Annotated in this window: 17 protein-coding genes; 6 read left to right on the top strand and 11 right to left on the bottom strand. The window is 59.8% G+C overall.

All coding sequences use genetic code 11. The features are described 5' to 3' along the window. Positions 1-15: 15 nt before the first annotated feature. Positions 16-1,074 carry a pseudaminic acid synthase gene (pseI, locus tag NAP1_RS01630; RefSeq protein ID WP_040464149.1) on the top strand — a complete coding sequence of 353 codons (1,059 nt, stop codon included), beginning with the start codon at positions 16-18 and terminating at the stop codon, positions 1,072-1,074. Here pseI and NAP1_RS01625 read toward each other — a convergent pair. Then, positions 1,071-2,660, bottom strand: coding sequence for a hypothetical protein (locus tag NAP1_RS01625; RefSeq protein ID WP_156777168.1), 1,590 nt, complete (start codon positions 2,658-2,660; stop codon positions 1,071-1,073). The genes pseI and NAP1_RS01625 overlap by 4 nt on opposite strands. Before the next feature lie 328 nt (positions 2,661-2,988). Here NAP1_RS01625 and NAP1_RS01620 point away from each other — a divergent pair, with 328 nt between their 5' ends. Together NAP1_RS01620 and NAP1_RS01615 are read left to right on the top strand one after the other, a co-directional pair. Next, positions 2,989-4,353 carry a hypothetical protein gene (locus NAP1_RS01620; protein ID WP_007163468.1) on the top strand — a complete coding sequence of 455 codons (1,365 nt, stop codon included), beginning with the start codon at positions 2,989-2,991 and terminating at the stop codon, positions 4,351-4,353. Positions 4,354-4,653: 300 nt separating this feature from the next. Beyond that, on the top strand, positions 4,654-6,204 hold the full coding sequence (locus tag NAP1_RS01615) for a CpaF family protein (protein WP_007163467.1): 1,551 nt from the start codon (positions 4,654-4,656) through the stop codon (positions 6,202-6,204). Here NAP1_RS01615 and NAP1_RS01610 read toward each other — a convergent pair. Beyond that, complete coding sequence (locus NAP1_RS01610) at positions 6,201-6,443, bottom strand: hypothetical protein (RefSeq protein WP_007163466.1); 243 nt, start codon at positions 6,441-6,443, stop codon at positions 6,201-6,203. The two genes, NAP1_RS01615 and NAP1_RS01610, sit on opposite strands and share 4 nt — an antisense overlap. A 64-nt stretch (positions 6,444-6,507) precedes the next feature. Between NAP1_RS01610 and NAP1_RS01605 the strand changes: the two genes are divergently transcribed. The 3 genes from NAP1_RS01605 (at position 6,508) to NAP1_RS16700 (ending at position 7,859) form a co-directional block, all read left to right on the top strand. Then, positions 6,508-7,437 (top strand): DMT family transporter, encoded by a 930-nt coding sequence (locus NAP1_RS01605; RefSeq protein ID WP_040464147.1) that lies wholly within the window; start codon positions 6,508-6,510, stop codon positions 7,435-7,437. Positions 7,438-7,490: 53 nt separating this feature from the next. Next, positions 7,491-7,619, top strand: a complete 129-nt coding sequence (locus NAP1_RS16200; RefSeq protein WP_007163464.1) for an entericidin A/B family lipoprotein — start codon at positions 7,491-7,493, stop codon at positions 7,617-7,619. Between the two features lie 111 nt (positions 7,620-7,730). Beyond that, complete coding sequence (locus tag NAP1_RS16700; protein WP_007163463.1) at positions 7,731-7,859, top strand: hypothetical protein; 129 nt, start codon at positions 7,731-7,733, stop codon at positions 7,857-7,859. 6 nt (positions 7,860-7,865) lie between these two features. On the opposite strand, the gene NAP1_RS01600 is transcribed toward NAP1_RS16700, so the two are convergent. The 9 genes from NAP1_RS01600 to NAP1_RS01560 all read right to left on the bottom strand — a co-directional run bounded on the left by NAP1_RS01600 (position 7,866) and on the right by NAP1_RS01560 (position 16,869). Further along, positions 7,866-8,465 (bottom strand): DUF938 domain-containing protein, encoded by a 600-nt coding sequence (locus NAP1_RS01600; RefSeq protein ID WP_007163462.1) that lies wholly within the window; start codon positions 8,463-8,465, stop codon positions 7,866-7,868. A gap of 20 nt (positions 8,466-8,485) precedes the next feature. Then, positions 8,486-10,048 carry a long-chain-fatty-acid--CoA ligase gene (locus tag NAP1_RS01595; RefSeq protein WP_007163461.1) on the bottom strand — a complete coding sequence of 521 codons (1,563 nt, stop codon included), beginning with the start codon at positions 10,046-10,048 and terminating at the stop codon, positions 8,486-8,488. Between the two features lie 91 nt (positions 10,049-10,139). After that, positions 10,140-10,583: an ABA4-like family protein gene (locus tag NAP1_RS01590; RefSeq protein WP_007163460.1), complete on the bottom strand. Its 444-nt coding sequence runs from the start codon at positions 10,581-10,583 to the stop codon at positions 10,140-10,142. 12 nt (positions 10,584-10,595) lie between these two features. Then, positions 10,596-11,324, bottom strand: coding sequence for an NAD(P)H-binding protein (locus NAP1_RS01585; RefSeq protein ID WP_156777167.1), 729 nt, complete (start codon positions 11,322-11,324; stop codon positions 10,596-10,598). Positions 11,325-11,351: 27 nt separating this feature from the next. Further along, a complete protein-coding gene (locus NAP1_RS01580; RefSeq protein ID WP_007163458.1) occupies positions 11,352-12,545 on the bottom strand; it encodes a deoxyguanosinetriphosphate triphosphohydrolase in 1,194 nt (397 codons plus the stop codon). 334 nt (positions 12,546-12,879) lie between these two features. Continuing rightward, a complete protein-coding gene (locus NAP1_RS01575; protein ID WP_007163457.1) occupies positions 12,880-13,590 on the bottom strand; it encodes an aspartate/glutamate racemase family protein in 711 nt (236 codons plus the stop codon). Positions 13,591-13,706: 116 nt separating this feature from the next. Then, positions 13,707-14,678, bottom strand: a complete 972-nt coding sequence (locus NAP1_RS01570) for an alpha/beta fold hydrolase (protein ID WP_007163456.1) — start codon at positions 14,676-14,678, stop codon at positions 13,707-13,709. After that, a complete protein-coding gene (locus NAP1_RS01565; RefSeq protein ID WP_007163455.1) occupies positions 14,675-15,685 on the bottom strand; it encodes an SO2930 family diheme c-type cytochrome in 1,011 nt (336 codons plus the stop codon). Before NAP1_RS01565 ends, NAP1_RS01570 begins: the two co-directional genes overlap by 4 nt. Beyond that, the gene (locus tag NAP1_RS01560; protein WP_007163454.1) at positions 15,685-16,869 is read right to left on the bottom strand and encodes a parallel beta-helix domain-containing protein; all 1,185 of its coding nucleotides are present in this window, start codon (positions 16,867-16,869) and stop codon (positions 15,685-15,687) included. Before NAP1_RS01560 ends, NAP1_RS01565 begins: the two co-directional genes overlap by 1 nt. Between the last annotated feature and the right edge of the window lie 35 nt (positions 16,870-16,904).

The following is a 16,904-nucleotide window of genomic DNA, read 5'->3' as shown; positions in this document are numbered from 1 at the left end:
AATGGATCAATTTCGATGACACCAAAAAGCATCCAGATCGCAGGCCAGACCATTGGCCACGACGCACGCCCCTACATCATCGCGGAGATGAGCGGGAACCATAATCACTCGCTCGACCGAGCATTGGAGATCGTCGACGCCGCCGCAGACAGCGGCGCGGATGCCCTCAAATTGCAGACTTACACTGCCGATACGATGACGCTCGATTGCGACGGACCGGGCTTTGTGATCGAAGACGAAAAATCGCTGTGGAACGGCCGTCAGTTACACGAACTCTACGTCGAGGCGCACACGCCATGGGACTGGCACAAGCCGATTATGGATCGCTGTGCGAGCCATGGCATGCACTGCTTTTCCACCCCCTTCGATGCGACCGCGGTCGACTTTCTGGAAGAGCTGGACATGCCGGCCTACAAGATCGCCAGCTTCGAAATGATCGACCTGCCGCTCATCCGAAGGGTTGCCGAGACCGGGAAGCCGATGATCATCTCGACCGGCATGGCGAGCGTGGTTGAAATCGGTGAAGCGCTGCGCACGTGCCGCGAGGCGGGGAATGAGCAGGTCGTCATTCTGAAATGCACGAGCACCTATCCCGCAACGCCCGAGAACACGAACATCGCCACCATTCCAAATATGCGCGAGACTTTCGGATGCCTGGTGGGCTTGTCCGACCACACGATGGGGGTTGGCGTTGCCGTTGCTGCAACCGCCCTAGGAGCCGTCTTGGTGGAAAAGCACTTCACCCTCGCGCGCGCCGATGGCGGCGTCGATAGTGCCTTCAGTCTCGAACCTGCTGAACTTGCCCTGCTCCGCGAAGAGACCGAGCGCGCATGGCAATCGCTTGGAGAGATAACATATGGCGGCACCAAGGCGGAGAGCGCGTCAAAACAGTTTCGCCGTTCGCTCTATGTCGCGCAAGACATGGCCGAGGGTGAAGCCTTTACGTCCGCAAGCCTGCGCGCAGTGCGTCCTGGCTACGGGCTTGAACCAAAGTATTACGACACACTGCTAGGCAAGCGGGTCAATCGGGCCGTGGCAAAAGGCACACCGGTTGATTGGGACCTGATTGCTTAATCGCCTTCCGATTCAATACGGACGAGATATGTGAATTTGACCAGATCGCCCTCGTGCTCGAGCGCAGGGCGATACTGCGCCAGGATGGCCTGAAAGCGTTCGTCCTCGGCAAAGACCCGGTCCCATCGAACCTTGATGTGATCGAGCGGCCAACTGGTGCTGTGGTCAAGTATCAATGCGTCGGGCGGCATGTCCTCCCACAGACGCAACATTTCATCATGGAGCATCTGACGCTCTGGCGAGGTGATCGAGATCGCCGGTGCCAAGGCGCCATTACTCTCCTTGACGTCATGGACCTTCAATTCTGATGCCGCGTAGGCATTATTCATCAGTGAAATCCATCGCATCGCGCCTTCTGACGCGAGATACTGGTTGAAAGGCGAAGGATGCATGGTGAGCAAGCCGACCCGCTTGTCTTGCACCGACAGCCCTGAGCTATCCATTGCTTCTTCGAGTTCGCTAACGGAGTCCTGATAGTAGCCGGTGCTGTGAAACTCCCCAGCGATCGGAACAACCAAGAAGACCGAGATTGCCAAGACCCACACGCGTTTCAATTTATTCCAGGCCATCCAGAGCCAGCCGATGTATGCGAGCGTGATCGGGAATTCATGGTGGCTGTACCAACGCGACTGCATCCAGGCCGCAATCACCGCCCCCGCAACCATAGCCAAGCCGATGGCGGTGATCCGCAAGGGCAGCTTGTAGATGTAAGCGAGCGCAAGGAGTGCCAGCGCGAGCGCCGAATGGATCGCTAGTTTCGCCCAATTTCGAACGGGATTGTCGATGTTGGCATCGATGGCGCTGACCATGATGCCGATTGCTTCGCGCTCGGCCGGATCAATAACGAGCCAGAAAAACAGGTAGAGCGCGACAATCGCGCCCGACACGAGATTCTCGATCCGGAATAGTGACACGAGCCGACGCTGGATCACAGCATCAGCCAGTTCAACCAGCAGTACAACAATCGCATAAAGATATTTGAGCGTGAGCGTCGCACCCAGCCAGGCGCCAACAAGAAGCCTGGTTTTCCAGCCAATCTTGGAGCTGTCCGGGTCCGACAACCGTAAGACTAGGTAGGGCCATAGTCCTAGCACGACCATATGTTCGCGCAGGCCGAATACATTTTTGTAGAGGACAGGCAGCACCACGAGGACGGCCGCTGGCACCAACAGGAACAACGGTGTTGCCCCCGCGGTCTCGCGCCTGATCCGGTATGCCAGTGTTGTCGAAAAGAGGACCGCAAGACCAGCCAACAAGATAGCCGACAGGTCCAGCCGCAAGCCAGTGAGTTCGCTCAAGGGAACCGCCAGACCGTACCAGCCTCGCTCAGCAGGTGGGAAATACAGGCTGTATTCGTCAAATGCATCGCCCAGCGCATCAGCCAGTTGGGCCGATAGCGTTATTCCCGCCAGATCCTGATGAGGCGAATAGACCAGCAGATAGAAGGCCAGGACGGCCGTCAGAAGCACCACTGAAAACAGAACATAGAAGATAGTCCCGGCCACGCCGGACGCGTTCAGCTTACTTGCCGAACCGATTTCGAAACGGTCGGGTAAGGCCATGCCGTCTGTATTTTCGGAGGTCATCACCATCCTATCGAATTGCGGGCGCCAGGTCCCTCGCGCTCATGCGGGGGGACTAGGGCTAAACCATTTGAGCTTGGTTAACGATAGACTGATCCAGTTAGACACGATCCTCGCAGGAAGAAAACCGGTGCGCCGCACCCCTCGCACCAGCGAACAGGCCTTGATCGTGAGCCTCCCGATACCTGACCATGGCCACTCACTTAACCGTGTCCTAACCTTTATTCTTCACTGCTGACCCTTGAAAGAACGCAAATTGCCGGAAGTCTGGCGCGACATTCGAGACGTCGCGGAAGGCTCAGCGCTCTGTTGACGGGGGAACACCAAAATCATGGCTGATGCGGCAGCCCTGCCAAATGCACCGTCATCGCGCCGGTCGACCGTCGAGCCGGGCGAATGGCGTGCCTTAAAGAACTGGTTGCTGGTCTGGGTGGTGCTCGCAAATGCGGGCTTTGCGCTCATGTATTTTGTCGGATCGCCCCCGCGTTTTTTCGAGATCATGGTCTTCGGCGCGGTCGGCCTGGTGGTGCGCAAGCGTTCCTACGCCGTCCAGCTGGCCGCTTTCCTTGCCATGATGGCCTTCTCTCTCCTGTCCTTCATCGCAGGCCTGTTCAACCTAGGCATGGCATCCCTGACACACTCGATCATGTTCTTTGCAGAACTCGATGTGAGCCAGTCGATCGAGTACGTCGCAGGAAGCATCCTCGTAGCTGCGCTGATCCTGGTCGCCGGCCTCATCATGCGGCGTCCGACGTCGTTCGAAGATCAACGAATGACGCTGCTTGCCGCGGGTGCGACCTTATCACTGGCGCTGGTCGATCTGTATATGGGTTACGGAATGCGCGGGCACTACAACCGGGTAGCCGCAGCGGGAGCACCTTTTGAGTCGGCAATCGAGAATTCGAACATCGTTCCAGCCTCGGGAGCGCTAGAGCGCAACCTGCTGGTCGTCATGGTAGAGTCCATGGGCGTGCCGGTTGGCAACGAAGAAATGGATGCCCTGCTCTTTCGCCGGTTTGACAATGCAGGCGTCAAGTCCCGCTTCGAGGTTTCGAGAGGGACAACCACGTATTACAGCTCGACCACGTCGGGCGAAATCCGCGAATTGTGCGGGCGCTGGGGTGAATATCACGACCTGCGCGAAAATGCCGATCGAGGCTGTCTGCCTGCAAAATTCGCCGAGCAAGGCGTGCCAACGACCGCCTACCATTCGTTCGATGGCAAATTCTTCGATCGCAATTTGTGGTATCCCAATATCGGTTTCCAACACGCGCATTTCCGCGAAGCCCTGGCCGAAGGGGGTGCCGAGAGGTGCGGAGGCGTTTTCCCCGGTGTGTGCGACCGCGATGTTCCCGCCCAGATCGCCGGACGTCTCAAGGAGACGGAAGAGCCGCAATTCGTCTATTGGCTATCCGTGAACTCGCATCTGCCCGTCCCATTGGAAAGCAATCTTGACGTGGAGAATTGCGAGCGGATTTCGCCGGTACTTGCGAAGGACTACCCAATGATCTGCCGCCAATTCGCGATTTGGGATGCGATGGACGCGGCGCTGGTCAAGGAAATCCTAGCTCCTGATTTCCCGGCTACCGACATCCTTATCGTGGGCGACCACATGCCGCCCTACTTCGATCGACATAATAGGCAGCAATTCGCCCCGGATCGTGTTCCGTGGTTGTTGCTGAAATGGCGCGGGTGAATGCGTAGCTGAGTTTCGCATTCCGATCCTTAGTCCCTGCCAATTCCATTGCTGTCACGCCAAGAGCACTCGCTGCAAATCATTAGCTACGTGATCCGCCGGGTAATCCCATGTTTACCATGGCTTGTGACGAGATTTACCGCCGGATCGCATCAACCGCCTGGCGCAATTCACCTGAAACCTGCGGGAAATTTTAGAAAAAAATAAGCTTTCCCAATTATTCACCAAATTTCGAGAGGCGCTCTTCGCGATAAAACGCGATTGCGCACGTGGATTGATTTAGTGCCTGGGGGCTTGAGAATGAGCGCATTCGGCAAAAAGGGTGGCGCAGGCGGCATGAGGCCCGGCGCCAAGCCCGCTTTCGGCGTAGCCCGGCCGATGAAGGGCAGTAGCCCGAAAGCTGACGAAGCTAGCGGTGGCGAACAGTTTCCCCCGCTTCCCGGTGATGGAGGCAGCGCAGAGCCTGCGAAGGCCAAGGCTGCACCTCCTCCCCCTCAGCAAGGCGGCGGCAACGCCACCGCCAATGCGATGGACCGCCTCGCCGAACGCATGAACTCGGTCAACGCTGCTGAAAGCGAAGCCGGTGGTTTCGAAGCGAGCGTTCACAAGATCAAGGAACAGGTGCTCCCGCGCCTGCTTGAACGTGTCGACCCGGAAGCCGCAGCGACGCTCACCAAGGAAGAGCTGTCCGAAGAATTCCGTCCGATCATCATGGAAGTGCTGGCCGAGCTCAAGGTCACGCTGAACCGCCGCGAGCAGTTTGCGCTCGAGAAGGTCCTGATCGACGAACTGCTGGGCTTTGGTCCGCTAGAGGAGCTCCTCAACGACCCGGACGTGTCCGATATCATGGTCAACGGCCCAGATCAGACCTACATTGAAAAGAAGGGTAAGCTCGTTATTGCGCCGATCCGGTTCCGCGATGAACAGCACCTTTTCCAGATCGCCCAGCGTATCGTGAACCAGGTCGGCCGCCGCGTCGACCAGACCACGCCGCTTGCCGACGCCCGTTTGAAGGACGGATCGCGTGTTAACGTCATCGTGCCACCGCTTTCGCTGCGCGGCACCGCTATCTCCATTCGTAAGTTTTCCGAGAAGCCGATCACCTTGGACATGCTCAAGGAATTCGGTTCGATGTCGGAAAAGATGTGTACCGCGCTGAAAATCGCGGGCGCATGCCGGATGAACATCGTTATCTCGGGCGGTACGGGTTCGGGTAAAACGACCATGCTCAACGCCCTGTCGAAAATGATCGACCCGGGCGAGCGCGTGCTGACCATCGAGGACGCCGCCGAACTTCGCCTGCAACAGCCGCACTGGTTGCCGCTCGAAACGCGCCCGCCGAACCTTGAAGGGCAAGGCGCGATTACCATCGGCGACCTCGTGAAGAACGCCCTGCGTATGCGTCCTGACCGCATCATCCTGGGTGAGATTCGCGGCGCGGAATGTTTCGACCTTCTCGCCGCCATGAACACGGGCCACGACGGTTCGATGTGTACGCTTCACGCCAACTCGCCGCGTGAGTGCCTTGGCCGTATGGAAAACATGATCCTGATGGGCGACATCAAGATCCCGAAGGAAGCTATCTCACGCCAGATTGCGGAATCGGTCGACCTGATTGTTCAGGTGAAGCGTCTGCGCGACGGTTCGCGTCGCACGACCAACATCACCGAGGTGATCGGGATGGAAGGCGATGTGATCGTCACGCAGGAACTGTTCAAGTTCGAGTACTTGGACGAGAGCGAAGACGGCAAGATCATGGGCGAATTCCGTTCTTCAGGCCTACGCCCCTACACGCTCGAAAAGGCGCGTCAGTTCGGCTTCGACCAAGCGTATCTGGAGGCGTGCCTTTAAAGGCTGCCCAGAACCACCGGCAAACTCATCGCGAGGCATCCGCCTCCAATGATAGCCAGCGCAACGAACAGGCTCGTCCACGGCATAAAGCCGACTTGTTCGAGCCGTTCGGGCGAGCGCCTTTTCTCGCGCAGCCGGTCCATGATCAGGCAGAAAATTGCCAACGCCCAGCAAACAGCGCCAACTAAAGCGAGCTGAACCGCGTCGCTGGCAAGCGCAATCTGTGTAAGCAATTCCATGGTGCCGCCGATTTAAGCAAGGCTGGCCATTGCGCAATCCCGGGATGCTTATAAAGCGGGCGGCATGGATGGCTCGGTAGCTCGCCCTCGCCCGTATCTGGCGCTCAGCCTGCGTCTAGCCACCGCCGGAACTCTCGCAACGATGTCGATGCTCGTCAAAGTGGCAGGCGAACGCGGGGTCGAGCTGACCGAGCTTATTTTCTGGCGTCAGGCAATCACGCTGGTGTGTGTTGCCGTCCTGCTCGCCGCGATGGGTCGGCTTGCCGATATCAAGACCAAACGCCTCGGTGCTCACGCGCGGCGAGCTGTGCTCGGCATCATCGGAATGTTCTTCGTCTACGGCGCGGTGATGCTCCTGCCGCTTGCCGAGGCGACAGCGCTCAGCTTCACCGCGCCGTTCTTCGCTGTTGTCCTGTCGGTGCTGCTCTTCAAGGAGAAGGTTGGCCGCTATCGCTGGGGTGCGGTCGTGCTTGGATTTGCAGGCGTTCTGGTTCTCACGCAGCCCGCATTCGGCCTTGGCGCAGAATCTTCGGTCAGCCTATTCGGTGCGGCAGTGGCGCTTATCGCCGCAGCGCTTGTGGCCGTAATCAGCTTCCAGATCCAGGATCTCAACAAGACCGAGGCGCCCTGGAGCATCGTCTTCTGGTTTTGCGCCTTCACCACGCCGCTGATGGCGCTTGCCCTGCCCTTCGTGATCGGACCGCACGATGCCGAAACCTGGGGGATCATCGTTGCCATGGCCCTGTGCGGGGCGCTTGCGCAGATCTTGCTCACTTCATCTCTGCGCTTCGGATCTGCAGGCGTGATCCTACTGATGGATTACACTTCGTTGCTCTGGGCGACTTGGTACGGGTGGAGCATTTTCGAGCGGACACCGCCAGCGTCGCTCTGGCTAGGCGCGCCGCTTATCGTGGCCGCAGGGCTGCTCATCGCATGGCGTGAGAGACAACTGGCTGTGGCTCGAGCGCGTCGTACCGAAACGATGGAACCATAGCGCCAATTGAAGGGTTTTGTGTCCGTGATCATCAACCCCCGAAGGAGAACCCCATGATCCGCAAGACTATTCTCGCAGTCGCACTTGGTGCGATGACCCTCGGCGCCGCCGCATGCAACACCGTCCGCGGCGCTGGCGAAGACCTTCAGTCGGCAGCAAATGCGGTTGACGAAGAAACCTAAGCGGACCCCCGCTGGAAGCAAATTGGGCTCACCCTCCGGGGTGGGCCCTTTTTTGTTGTGCGAGATACAGAATACGGCGACTATCAGGTCAGCGAAAAGGAGCCCTGACCGATGAAACGCAAGATTCTCACCGCCGTCGCGCTTGGCGCGATGCTCACCGCTACTGCTGCCTGCAACACCGTTCGCGGCATGGGCGATGACCTGAAATCGGTGGCTGATGCGGTCGACGACGAAACCTGAGCGCGCTCAGGCGCTGCGGAACACCAGCGTGAGATTGTTGGCTGGCATTTCGTAGCGCGCAGTGCGGGCGAAACCGTGCGTGCTCGCCAGCTTGCCCAAATCCTCAGCATTGCGGATGCCCCACTCGGGGTTGCGAGCGCGCAGGCCTTCATCAAACGCTTTATTTGATGGCGTGGCCTCGACGTCCTGCTCAAAATATGGGCCATAAAGGATAAGCGGCAAATTCCTGCCGCTCAACAATTGGGCAGCGCCTCTGAACAATCCCTCCGTCGCAGCCCACGGCGCGATGTGGAGCATGTTGATGCACACAATTGCATCAACGCCCATGATCTCCCATTCACTCTCCGTCTGCGTATCGAGCACCATAGGCATGGGCAGGTTGGTCCCATCGTAATCACTACGATAGGCGAGGATTGAGGCGATGGCTTCGCGGTCAAAGTCGCTGGGCTGCCATTCAAGCTGCGGGAAACGGCCTGCGAAGAAGACGGCATGTTCCCCCGAACCGCTTGCGACCTCGAGCACCCGGCCGCTTGGCGGAAGTTCCTTCTCAAGGACTTCCGCAATGGCCTCCCGATTGCGCAGAGTTGCAGGCGCGTGCTTTTTCATCGTCAGGTGAACTTGTAGTGTCAGGACACTTGCCGGTCCTGCCCTTCCCAATATGGCGCGCGCAATTGACGCCGCAGGATCTTGCCGGACGCATTGCGCGGCATCTCGGCAATGATGTCGATGCTTTTGGGGACCTTGAAAGGAGCGATGCGTTCGCGCGCATAGGCGAGCACGTCGCCTTCCTCGATCTCCATGCCCGGCTTGGGCACACAACAAGCTTTCACCTCTTCGCCCCAGCGTGCCGACGGAATACCGATCACCGCAACCTCTGCAATCGACGGGTGGCCGAAGATCGCATTCTCGACCTCTGCGGGATAGACGTTCTCACCGCCAGAGATGATCATGTCCTTGATGCGGTCCTGGATGTAGACATATCCGTCCGCATCCATGATCCCGGCATCGCCGGTGTGGAGCCAGCCATCCTCGTCGATCGTCTTCGCTGTGGCTTCGGGAAGCTTCCAATATCCAGCGGTGTTTGATGGCGAGAGGATGCAAATCTCGCCAATCTCGCCCAGCGGGACCTCCTTGTTGTCTTCTCCGCGGATCTGGATTTCGACCCCGGGCACGGCCTTGCCGGCCGAACGCATGCGCTCATTGCCTTCGAGCGAGTGATCATCGGGCGGGAGCATTGTCACCGTGCCCGTCGTCTCGGTCATCCCATAGACCTGCAGGAAGCCAGTGCCGGGCATGGTACCCACCGCCGCCTTGAGCAATTCGAGCGGCATGGGTGCAGCGCCGTACATGAGATAGCGCAGGTTCGAGAAATCGGTTTCCTTGGCCAGCGGGTGCTGGATCACGAATTGGATCGCAGCGGGCACCAGGAACATGTGCGTTGCGCCGTTCTGAATCGCACTCAGAACGCCGTCAGGCGTGAATTCGGGCAAAATGTGCCCGCGAATGCCATTTGCGACTGCAATCGCCGAAAGACCTGTACCGCCGATATGCGCGCAAGGCATGGCCGCAAGGATGCAGTCTCCTTCTTCGTATTTGTGCCAAGGGGCTTGCTCTTCGAGGCTCGGCTTGCGCAGCGAGAAGAGGTTGGTGTTGGAAAGGCCGACACCCTTGGGATTTCCCGTGGTGCCCGAGGTGTAAAGCTGGAGCACCGGATCGTCGCCATGAGCGGGTTCGTATTTCGCCGGCTCCATGTCGAGCGCCTGGCGAACGGCTGTCTCGGCTTCGACCACACGTGGCGCATTCTCCATCGAACCGGTCACTTCGCTCGCTGTGTCGATGAATTGCTCTTCGACGAAGAGGACCTTGGTGCCGGTGTCGCCAAGAATGTAGGCGATCTCCGGCGGGGCAAGCCGCCAGCCGATGGGTGCCATCACGACGCCCACGCGCGCAGCTGCGTAGAGCAGCATGAAATAGCGATCGGAGTTCTTGCCCAGCCAGGCAATCCGGTCACCGTGGCCTACGCCGTGGCTCTGGAAATAGGCGATCAGCTGCCGGGTCTGGAGATCGGCCTCACCATAAGTCGTCGCACGCTCGCCCATTTCGAGCGCGATGCCCTCAGGCCGTTCCTTTGCCCAGAAGCTCAGGAATTCGTCAAAACTCAACATGTCGTGATTGGCGTCGCTGGCCATTGGCTACCCTCTCTACCCCGGATTGTTCGCTTGCCGTAGGGTTAGCCAAGATTGTGGCGCCGCGTCCAACACTTTGATGTTGTCGTTTGGGTCAGGCCGGGCGACCTTGCTTTCGTGCTGCCGGTTCGCGCGCGATCAGCCAGACCAGCAGACCGACCGGGCCAAACAGAAATGTCGCCAACAAGACCGGGGCCTGAAGGATGCGCGAGATGCCCTTTGCATCACCGTCGCGCGCGATCCAGAGGCCTACGAAGAGGTCGAAGGCGAGGTAGTGCACCCAGCCAAGCGTCAATCCGGCATCGCTCCCGAACAGGGTGCGCACGCCTTCGATACTGGTGAAATTGCCACCGTCACTTCCAGTCGCAAAGCCTGTCAGCAGCGCAGTCAGAATGCCTGCATAGAGCAAGCACAGCACTCCGACGCCCAGGTAGAGCAACGCCGACAGCAGAGCTGGCCAGCGCGGCAACAGGATCAGCGCTGCCCACCCGACCATCGCCATCAAATTGGCGCCATTGAAAACCAGCCCCCAGTCCATGCCTTCCCCCCTTTATTCAGGCGCGGGCGTCTCGGCCTTTGCCCTCCATTCGCGCGCAGCCCGCTTCATGGCCTCGTTGTCGTGCGTAAAGCGCCCTGCCGCCTTACGCATGGCCAGACCAAGCGCCGCCTCGCAAACGAGGTCGGACGAGATCGAACGATACATCTCCCACTTTGCCGGGAGCAGCGGATCGATCACCGGGCTAGCAAATCGCGCCGCCGCTTCCACGGGACGCAGGTCGCCTTTTCGCTGTCCCCGCAGCAGGCCAGGGCGCAAGATATCGAGCCGCTTGAAGCCGACCTTGGACACTTCGGCTTCAACTTCGCCCTTGACCTTGAGGTAGAAGTTCTTCTGGCGCGGATCGGCGCCGGCAGAGCTGATCAGGACCATGTTGCGAATGCCCGCATCGACTGCGGCTCTGGCGGTTGCGAGGACGAGGTCATGATCGACCGCGCGAAACGCCTCTTCATCGCGCCCGGCCTTTTTCCATGTTGTACCCAAAGCGCAGATCAGTGCCCTGGGCTTCACGGCCTCGAGGACTTCGCCCCATTTCTCGGTCTCGGCGATGAACATTTCGACCCGCGCACCCTTGGGCAGATCCATTTCACGCCGCGCAATGCCGACGATGCGCGCCTGATCGCCGGCGCTCGAAATCTCGATCAGCCTCCGACCGATCATGCCGGTCGCTCCAACCAGGCCAATGCGGAGAGGTGCTTTATCGTGCGCTCCGTATTCGGTCATGCCGCGCTCCATTCGTCGATCTGGCGCTTAGACATTCACGAGCCCCTGCGGTTGCTCGCCATAAATCGCCTCGCATGCCCGAATGGCGAAGCGGTCGCTCATTCCTGCGATGAAATCGGCGATTATGCGGCTTCGACCTGGCTCGGTATCGGGCAGGCGCGCTTGCCATTCCTCCGGCATGAGCCGCTGGTCTTGCGAGTAGGCTGCGAAGAGCCGCGCGATCACGTCTCTTGCTCGCTCAGCGGCGCTGACCTGTTCCGGATGATAATAGAGTTTGTCGTACATGAAGGTCTTGAGCGCCCGTTCGTTCTTTTCCATTTCCGGCGAAAAGCCCGCCAGCTGTCGCCCTGCATCGCGAACCTCGGCGACCGAACCGATGTTTTTTACCTGCGCCCGCGTGTGTTCGAGCACATCGTTCACCATCAGGCCGATTTGATCGCGGATGAGTTCTCGCAGCAGGCGCTCGCGCGGGGCGTTGGGAAAGCGTTTTTCGACCGATCGCCACTGGTCTGCGAGGAAATCCAGTTCCATCAGGTCATCGAGGATCAAAAAGCCTGCTCGCAGCCCATCATCAATATCGTGGTTGTCGTAAGCAATGTCGTCCGAAATCGCCGCCACTTGCGCTTCCAGCGACGGCCAAGTGCCAAGATCGAGCGGGAAGGCTTCGTCGAGTTCAGCGAGCGCCCAGTTGGGCGCTGCTACAGGGCCATTGTGCTTGGCTAACCCTTCGAGCAAGTCCCATGTGAGGTTGAGACCCTCATGCTCCGGATAAGGGCTCTCGATCCGCATTACGGTGCGCAGCGCCTGCGCGTTGTGACAAAAACCGCCGTGCCGGGCCATCGCCTCGGACAAGGCCGCTTCGCCTGCATGGCCGAACGGTGGATGGCCGAGATCGTGAGCGAGGCACAAAGCCTCGGTTAAGTCTTCGTCCAGGCCTAGCACCCGAGCCAACACTCGGCCGATCTGCGCGACTTCGATCGAGTGCGTCAGCCGCGTGCGGTAGTGGTCGCCATCGGGTGCGATAAAGACCTGCGTTTTCGACTTGAGCCTGCGAAAACTCATTGAATGGATGATGCGGTCGCGGTCGCGCTGAAAGTCGGTGCGCGGGCCGCGCGTTTCGCCGCCACTCAGGGGCGGCGACGTCTCACCGGGCCGCGCGAATTCGCGTCCGCCATGGGCGAAGGGGTCTGCTGAGTAGGGGGCGCGTGTTGTCACGGGCATACCGCTTAAGTCACCGTGACAGTCCGCTCAACGGGAACAGAACGGCAACCCGCCACGATTGCGGTGGACAGCAACAAAACGCCGCCTCAGCGGCGCTCGAAAGACGCGATTTCGGGAAAAAATGGGACCGCCCACCGGGTGCAATGGGGGGGTGGTAGGCGGTCCCAAGAGCCCTAAAGCTCTTGGGTCATTCGGAGCGACCCGAAGACCCGGAATCTGCCTGTTACTTTTCGATGACAAATTCCTCGCCGCACCTATAGGCCGCGATGGAATGTTGCACCCCGTGCATTGTTGCTATGCGGCCAAGCGTTGCGTGCAAGGGTCGAGCTGCAGATTAATTCACCAGTTCCTGCTCAAGAATCCAGTCTGCAGCCGCTTCGCAGTGAATTCGAGTTGAATCGAATACCGGCAGGACATTGGCATCGACATCGACGACAAGGTCGAGTTCCGTGCAGGCAAGAACGATGGAATCCGCCCCTTCCTGAGCCTTATTCGTTATGATCGTCTTCATCGCGCGCTGTGCATCGCGCGTCACCTTGCCAACCATCAGCTCGTCGTAAATGATCCGGTCAAGCGTTTCGACATTGATCATGTTGGGCGGCAGCAGATCGATCCCGTGCGCAACGAGCCTCTTGCGGTAGAAGCTCTCGGTCATCACGTTGCGCGTCCCGATCAGAGCAGCGGTCTTGTGCCCCGCACGCTTCAGTGCCTTTCCGACGTAATCGGCAATGTGGAGGATCGGAATGTCGACGCCTGCCGAGACGTCGTCATAAAGCTTGTGCATGGAATTGGCGCCTATGATCAGCGCTTCTGCACCTGCGCCTTCGAGGCGCTTGGCGCTTTCGGACAGAATGCCGCTTGCGCGCTTCCAATCCTTTTCTTCGCGCAGCGCATAGAGCTGGCAAAAATCGAGGCTTTCTATCAGCATCGGCGCCGATGCCATGGGGGCAGCGCGGCGTTGCACGATACGGTTGATCCGGTCGTAATAAATCCCGGTCGACACCCAGCTCATGCCGCCGATCAGTCCCAATTTTCGCAAAGCCATTCCTCGAATCCATACTGCGCCGCACAACGATGTAGCCACCAAGCGCGCTATCCGTCCATAGGGCGTGGATTGCTCAGGCGAATTAGCCGTTTAGATGGCTAACGCTGTCTTAACGGTCAGCCTTGCTCAAGTGTTCCCAGCCAACTGCGCAAGTCGCGAAGCGATGGCTCGGCGGTCTCTTCCTGCGGGAGATGGCCGATGCCCTCGTAGATCACGAGCTCGCTTTGCGGCAGCGTTTCGTCGAGCCAGCGTCCGGCGCTCACAGGGATGAGACGGTCCTCGTCTCCCCACAGGATCAGCGTTGGCATCGAGAGTTGGGCAATTTCTTCACGGGTGAGCGGCTGATATTCCGTGCTGAAGCGCGCCATGGTCGCCGCTCGGTTGCCGGGATAGCGAAGCAGCTCCCAATAGCGATCGATCATGTTCTCGGTGACGATCTCCTCGACCGAGACCGATTGCTCAAGGCTCTGCGCAATCAGGCTGCGCGGGGTGATCTGCTCGGCGATCCGGTTGATCCCCGGCGTGCGAGCGATTGCGAAGCCGATATTGCCGCTGTCATCGTCATCTTCGCGCACCTCGACTTCGCGCCTTGGGACACCGCCGGCATCGACAAGCACCATGCCGATTACTCGCTCAGGATAGGCCGAAGCAAACGCCAAAGTGTGCTTGCCGCCCATCGAATTGCCGCCGATCACGAAGCGGTCGAGTCCAAGGCTATCGGCAACTTCGCGGATATCTTCGGCGTAGTTTTCGCGGCTGTAGTCGTGCTGTGGGTCAGGACCGGTCAAGCCGTGCCCGACCTGATCGAAGCGAATAACACGGTAGGTGTCCCGCAACCCTTGGGCCCATGGCTCCCAGGTATGCAGGTCCGCGTTTGATCCGTGCAGCAGGATGATAGGCAAACCATCTCGAGGGCCCTCGTCACGAAGGTGGACGGTAACGCCACCATCGATTTCGACGAATTGCGAGGGCGCACCGCCATACTTTGCGCGCATCTCGTCGGCGTCGGTGTCAGGCGTTCGGAAAATCAGGAAAAGGACGACGAGAAGCGCGGCGATGACGCCAATGATGCGCAGAGCCCACTTCAACTGCCCATCTCCGCAATCCAGTCACGCATCAGCGCTACCGCCTCTTCATCAATCGTGGAGCGTCCGAGTTCGGGCATCGCAACGCCCGGCTCGTTCGAATTCATACGATGCACAAGGATCGAGGCGTCCGGATCGCCCGGCTCGATCGAGACAAGCAGCCCCCCTGCCCCGCGTCCCGCAGCGACCGGCGGCTTGTTCACGCCGAGCGCGAAAGGCGCATCCTGCTCCCAACGCAGGTCGAGACCTGAATTGGACGCGCCTCCGCCCGGCCTGTGGCAGTGAGCGCAGTTCACATCGAGATAGGCCCTCGCCAGCGGCTCCTTGCCAACGCTCGCATCGCTCCAGCGTGGCATCGCCTTTGCGACCGTCGGCGCCCTATCCAGCTTTCCCGACGCGGCGAGCTGCTCGAGCAATTCCGGCGCAAGATTGCGTGCCTTCGGGCCGATGGGGATTACCGCGTCGTCGAGCGAATGACAGGCCTTGCACTGGTTCTTGTTCGGGATGCGGTAACTGATCTCCTCGCCGCCCGGTGTAGTGATCGGAATGCGACCTCCAGCGAGCGCTAGGCGCGCCTCGGTCTGCTCGTCGTTCCAGCGATACGGCAGCGCGACCCAGCCATCGGCGCGGTTCAGCAGTACGCGCGTCTCGATGAGCGTGCGATCCTCGCCCTCGCCAAAAGCGAAGGTCTTGATGATCGCCGAGCCGACAGGAAACTGCAGCAGACCGTCCCCGCTCGGCTCGATCACTGCCCCATCGGGCACGTAGAGGAAGCGCAGCTTGTCCGCGCCGTCCGAATAGAGCGGCGTGTTGAGCTCGTAGGGGATCACGCCAGGCGACGGCACCTGCGCATCGGCGTGGATGAAGAAACCGAATTCCTCGAGCGTGCGCGGGAAGCCATCATCCGTGATCGCGTTGTCGGAAACCTCGGGAGCGACCAGCCGCGCCTCCGCCATTGCGCCGCCCAGCGCCACCGCGCTGCCCGCAAGCATGAGGGCGGCGAAACGCATCAGATGCGCTCTTCGAGTTCAGGCGGAGCACCGATGCCGCTGCGATCGAATTCGGCGGTAGGCACAGGCACGCTCAGCGGCGCGGGAGAGGCCCCTGCAACGCCCTTGCCCGGCTCGGGCAGATTAAGCGTCCAGCCAGCGGTGCCATCGACAGCATAAAGGCTGCCAAGTCCGTCCCACATCACCGGAGGCAGCGCACCTCCGAAAGCGGCCATCAGCATCTCTGCACCTTCAAGCTGCGGATCGTCGCCTCCGCGCCCATAAAGGTTTTCGCCCACCACGATGTTGCGCGCGAGCGGGTTGTAGCGTTCGTCCTCGAAGCTTTGGGTGTAGGCGATCACCATGATCGGTGCGGTTGGGTTCTCGTCGATGATGTTATCCTCGATGAGAACGCCTTCATTGGCCATCACCATGATGCCCGTGCCCCTGCGAACACCAGCAACGATGTTTCCGGGAGGCGCGAAGTTCGCGGTATCGTTCGCAACCACAAGGTTGTTCGCAACCACCACATTGCCACCGCCCATTACCGGCAGGCCGGGCAGATCGAACACCAGAATGCCGCCTGTATTGCGCGTCGCGATATTGTGTTCCACCAGCGCGTTACGGCTGTTCTCGATCTCGATCCCGGCAACGTTTGCCTCGGCAATCGAATTGCGCACGGTGATGCGGTTCGACTGACCAACGTAGATCCCCGCGTCCGAAGCGCCCGTGACCTTCACCCCGTCCACCAGCACACCGGTGCTTTCGACCGGGTAGATCGCATAGGCACCATTCGATGGGTCCGGCCCGTTCGTCCAGGTCACGCGAACCCGGTAATAAACGATATTGTCAGCACCCTTGGACTTGATCCCGTCGCCCTTGGGATTTTCGAGCGCGAAGTCGCGCAGGGTGACGTTGTCGCTGGTAACGAGCAGGCCTTCGCCCGATCCTTCCTGCGAGGTGAAATCGAGCACTGTCCCGTCCATTCCGGCCCCGCGAACGGTGACTCCCTCGACGTCGAGGCTGAGCCCGTCCGTGAGCGTGTAGCGCCCGGCTTCCAGCATGATGGTGTCACCCGGCTCTGCCAGGATCAACGCTTCCTGCAGGCGCTCCTGCGCGCCATCCCCCGGGCTAATCGAATGCGTTTCAGCCAAGGTCGGCGCGGCACTGGCAAGCAGCGCGGCGGCGAACGAAATCCTGATCATCACGTGTGTCTCCCTCTCCGCCTTGCATGATGAAG

It is taken from the genome of Erythrobacter sp. NAP1 (assembly GCF_000152865.1).
Classification (GTDB): domain Bacteria; phylum Pseudomonadota; class Alphaproteobacteria; order Sphingomonadales; family Sphingomonadaceae; genus Erythrobacter.
This window is presented reverse-complemented; position numbering and strand designations above follow the sequence as displayed.

Coding starts and splice junctions, on each gene's coding strand:
- pseI (WP_040464149.1), top strand. CDS start 16: ATGACACCAAAAAGCATCCAGATCGCAGGCCAGACCATTGGCCACGAC.
- NAP1_RS01625 (WP_156777168.1), bottom strand. CDS start 2,660: ATGACCTCCGAAAATACAGACGGCATGGCCTTACCCGACCGTTTCGAA.
- NAP1_RS01620 (WP_007163468.1), top strand. CDS start 2,989: ATGGCTGATGCGGCAGCCCTGCCAAATGCACCGTCATCGCGCCGGTCG.
- NAP1_RS01615 (WP_007163467.1), top strand. CDS start 4,654: ATGAGCGCATTCGGCAAAAAGGGTGGCGCAGGCGGCATGAGGCCCGGC.
- NAP1_RS01610 (WP_007163466.1), bottom strand. CDS start 6,443: ATGGAATTGCTTACACAGATTGCGCTTGCCAGCGACGCGGTTCAGCTC.
- NAP1_RS01605 (WP_040464147.1), top strand. CDS start 6,508: ATGGATGGCTCGGTAGCTCGCCCTCGCCCGTATCTGGCGCTCAGCCTG.
- NAP1_RS16200 (WP_007163464.1), top strand. CDS start 7,491: ATGATCCGCAAGACTATTCTCGCAGTCGCACTTGGTGCGATGACCCTC.
- NAP1_RS16700 (WP_007163463.1), top strand. CDS start 7,731: ATGAAACGCAAGATTCTCACCGCCGTCGCGCTTGGCGCGATGCTCACC.
- NAP1_RS01600 (WP_007163462.1), bottom strand. CDS start 8,465: ATGAAAAAGCACGCGCCTGCAACTCTGCGCAATCGGGAGGCCATTGCG.
- NAP1_RS01595 (WP_007163461.1), bottom strand. CDS start 10,048: ATGGCCAGCGACGCCAATCACGACATGTTGAGTTTTGACGAATTCCTG.
- NAP1_RS01590 (WP_007163460.1), bottom strand. CDS start 10,583: ATGGACTGGGGGCTGGTTTTCAATGGCGCCAATTTGATGGCGATGGTC.
- NAP1_RS01585 (WP_156777167.1), bottom strand. CDS start 11,324: ATGACCGAATACGGAGCGCACGATAAAGCACCTCTCCGCATTGGCCTG.
- NAP1_RS01580 (WP_007163458.1), bottom strand. CDS start 12,545: ATGCCCGTGACAACACGCGCCCCCTACTCAGCAGACCCCTTCGCCCAT.
- NAP1_RS01575 (WP_007163457.1), bottom strand. CDS start 13,590: ATGGCTTTGCGAAAATTGGGACTGATCGGCGGCATGAGCTGGGTGTCG.
- NAP1_RS01565 (WP_007163455.1), bottom strand. CDS start 15,685: ATGCGTTTCGCCGCCCTCATGCTTGCGGGCAGCGCGGTGGCGCTGGGC.
- NAP1_RS01560 (WP_007163454.1), bottom strand. CDS start 16,869: ATGATCAGGATTTCGTTCGCCGCCGCGCTGCTTGCCAGTGCCGCGCCG.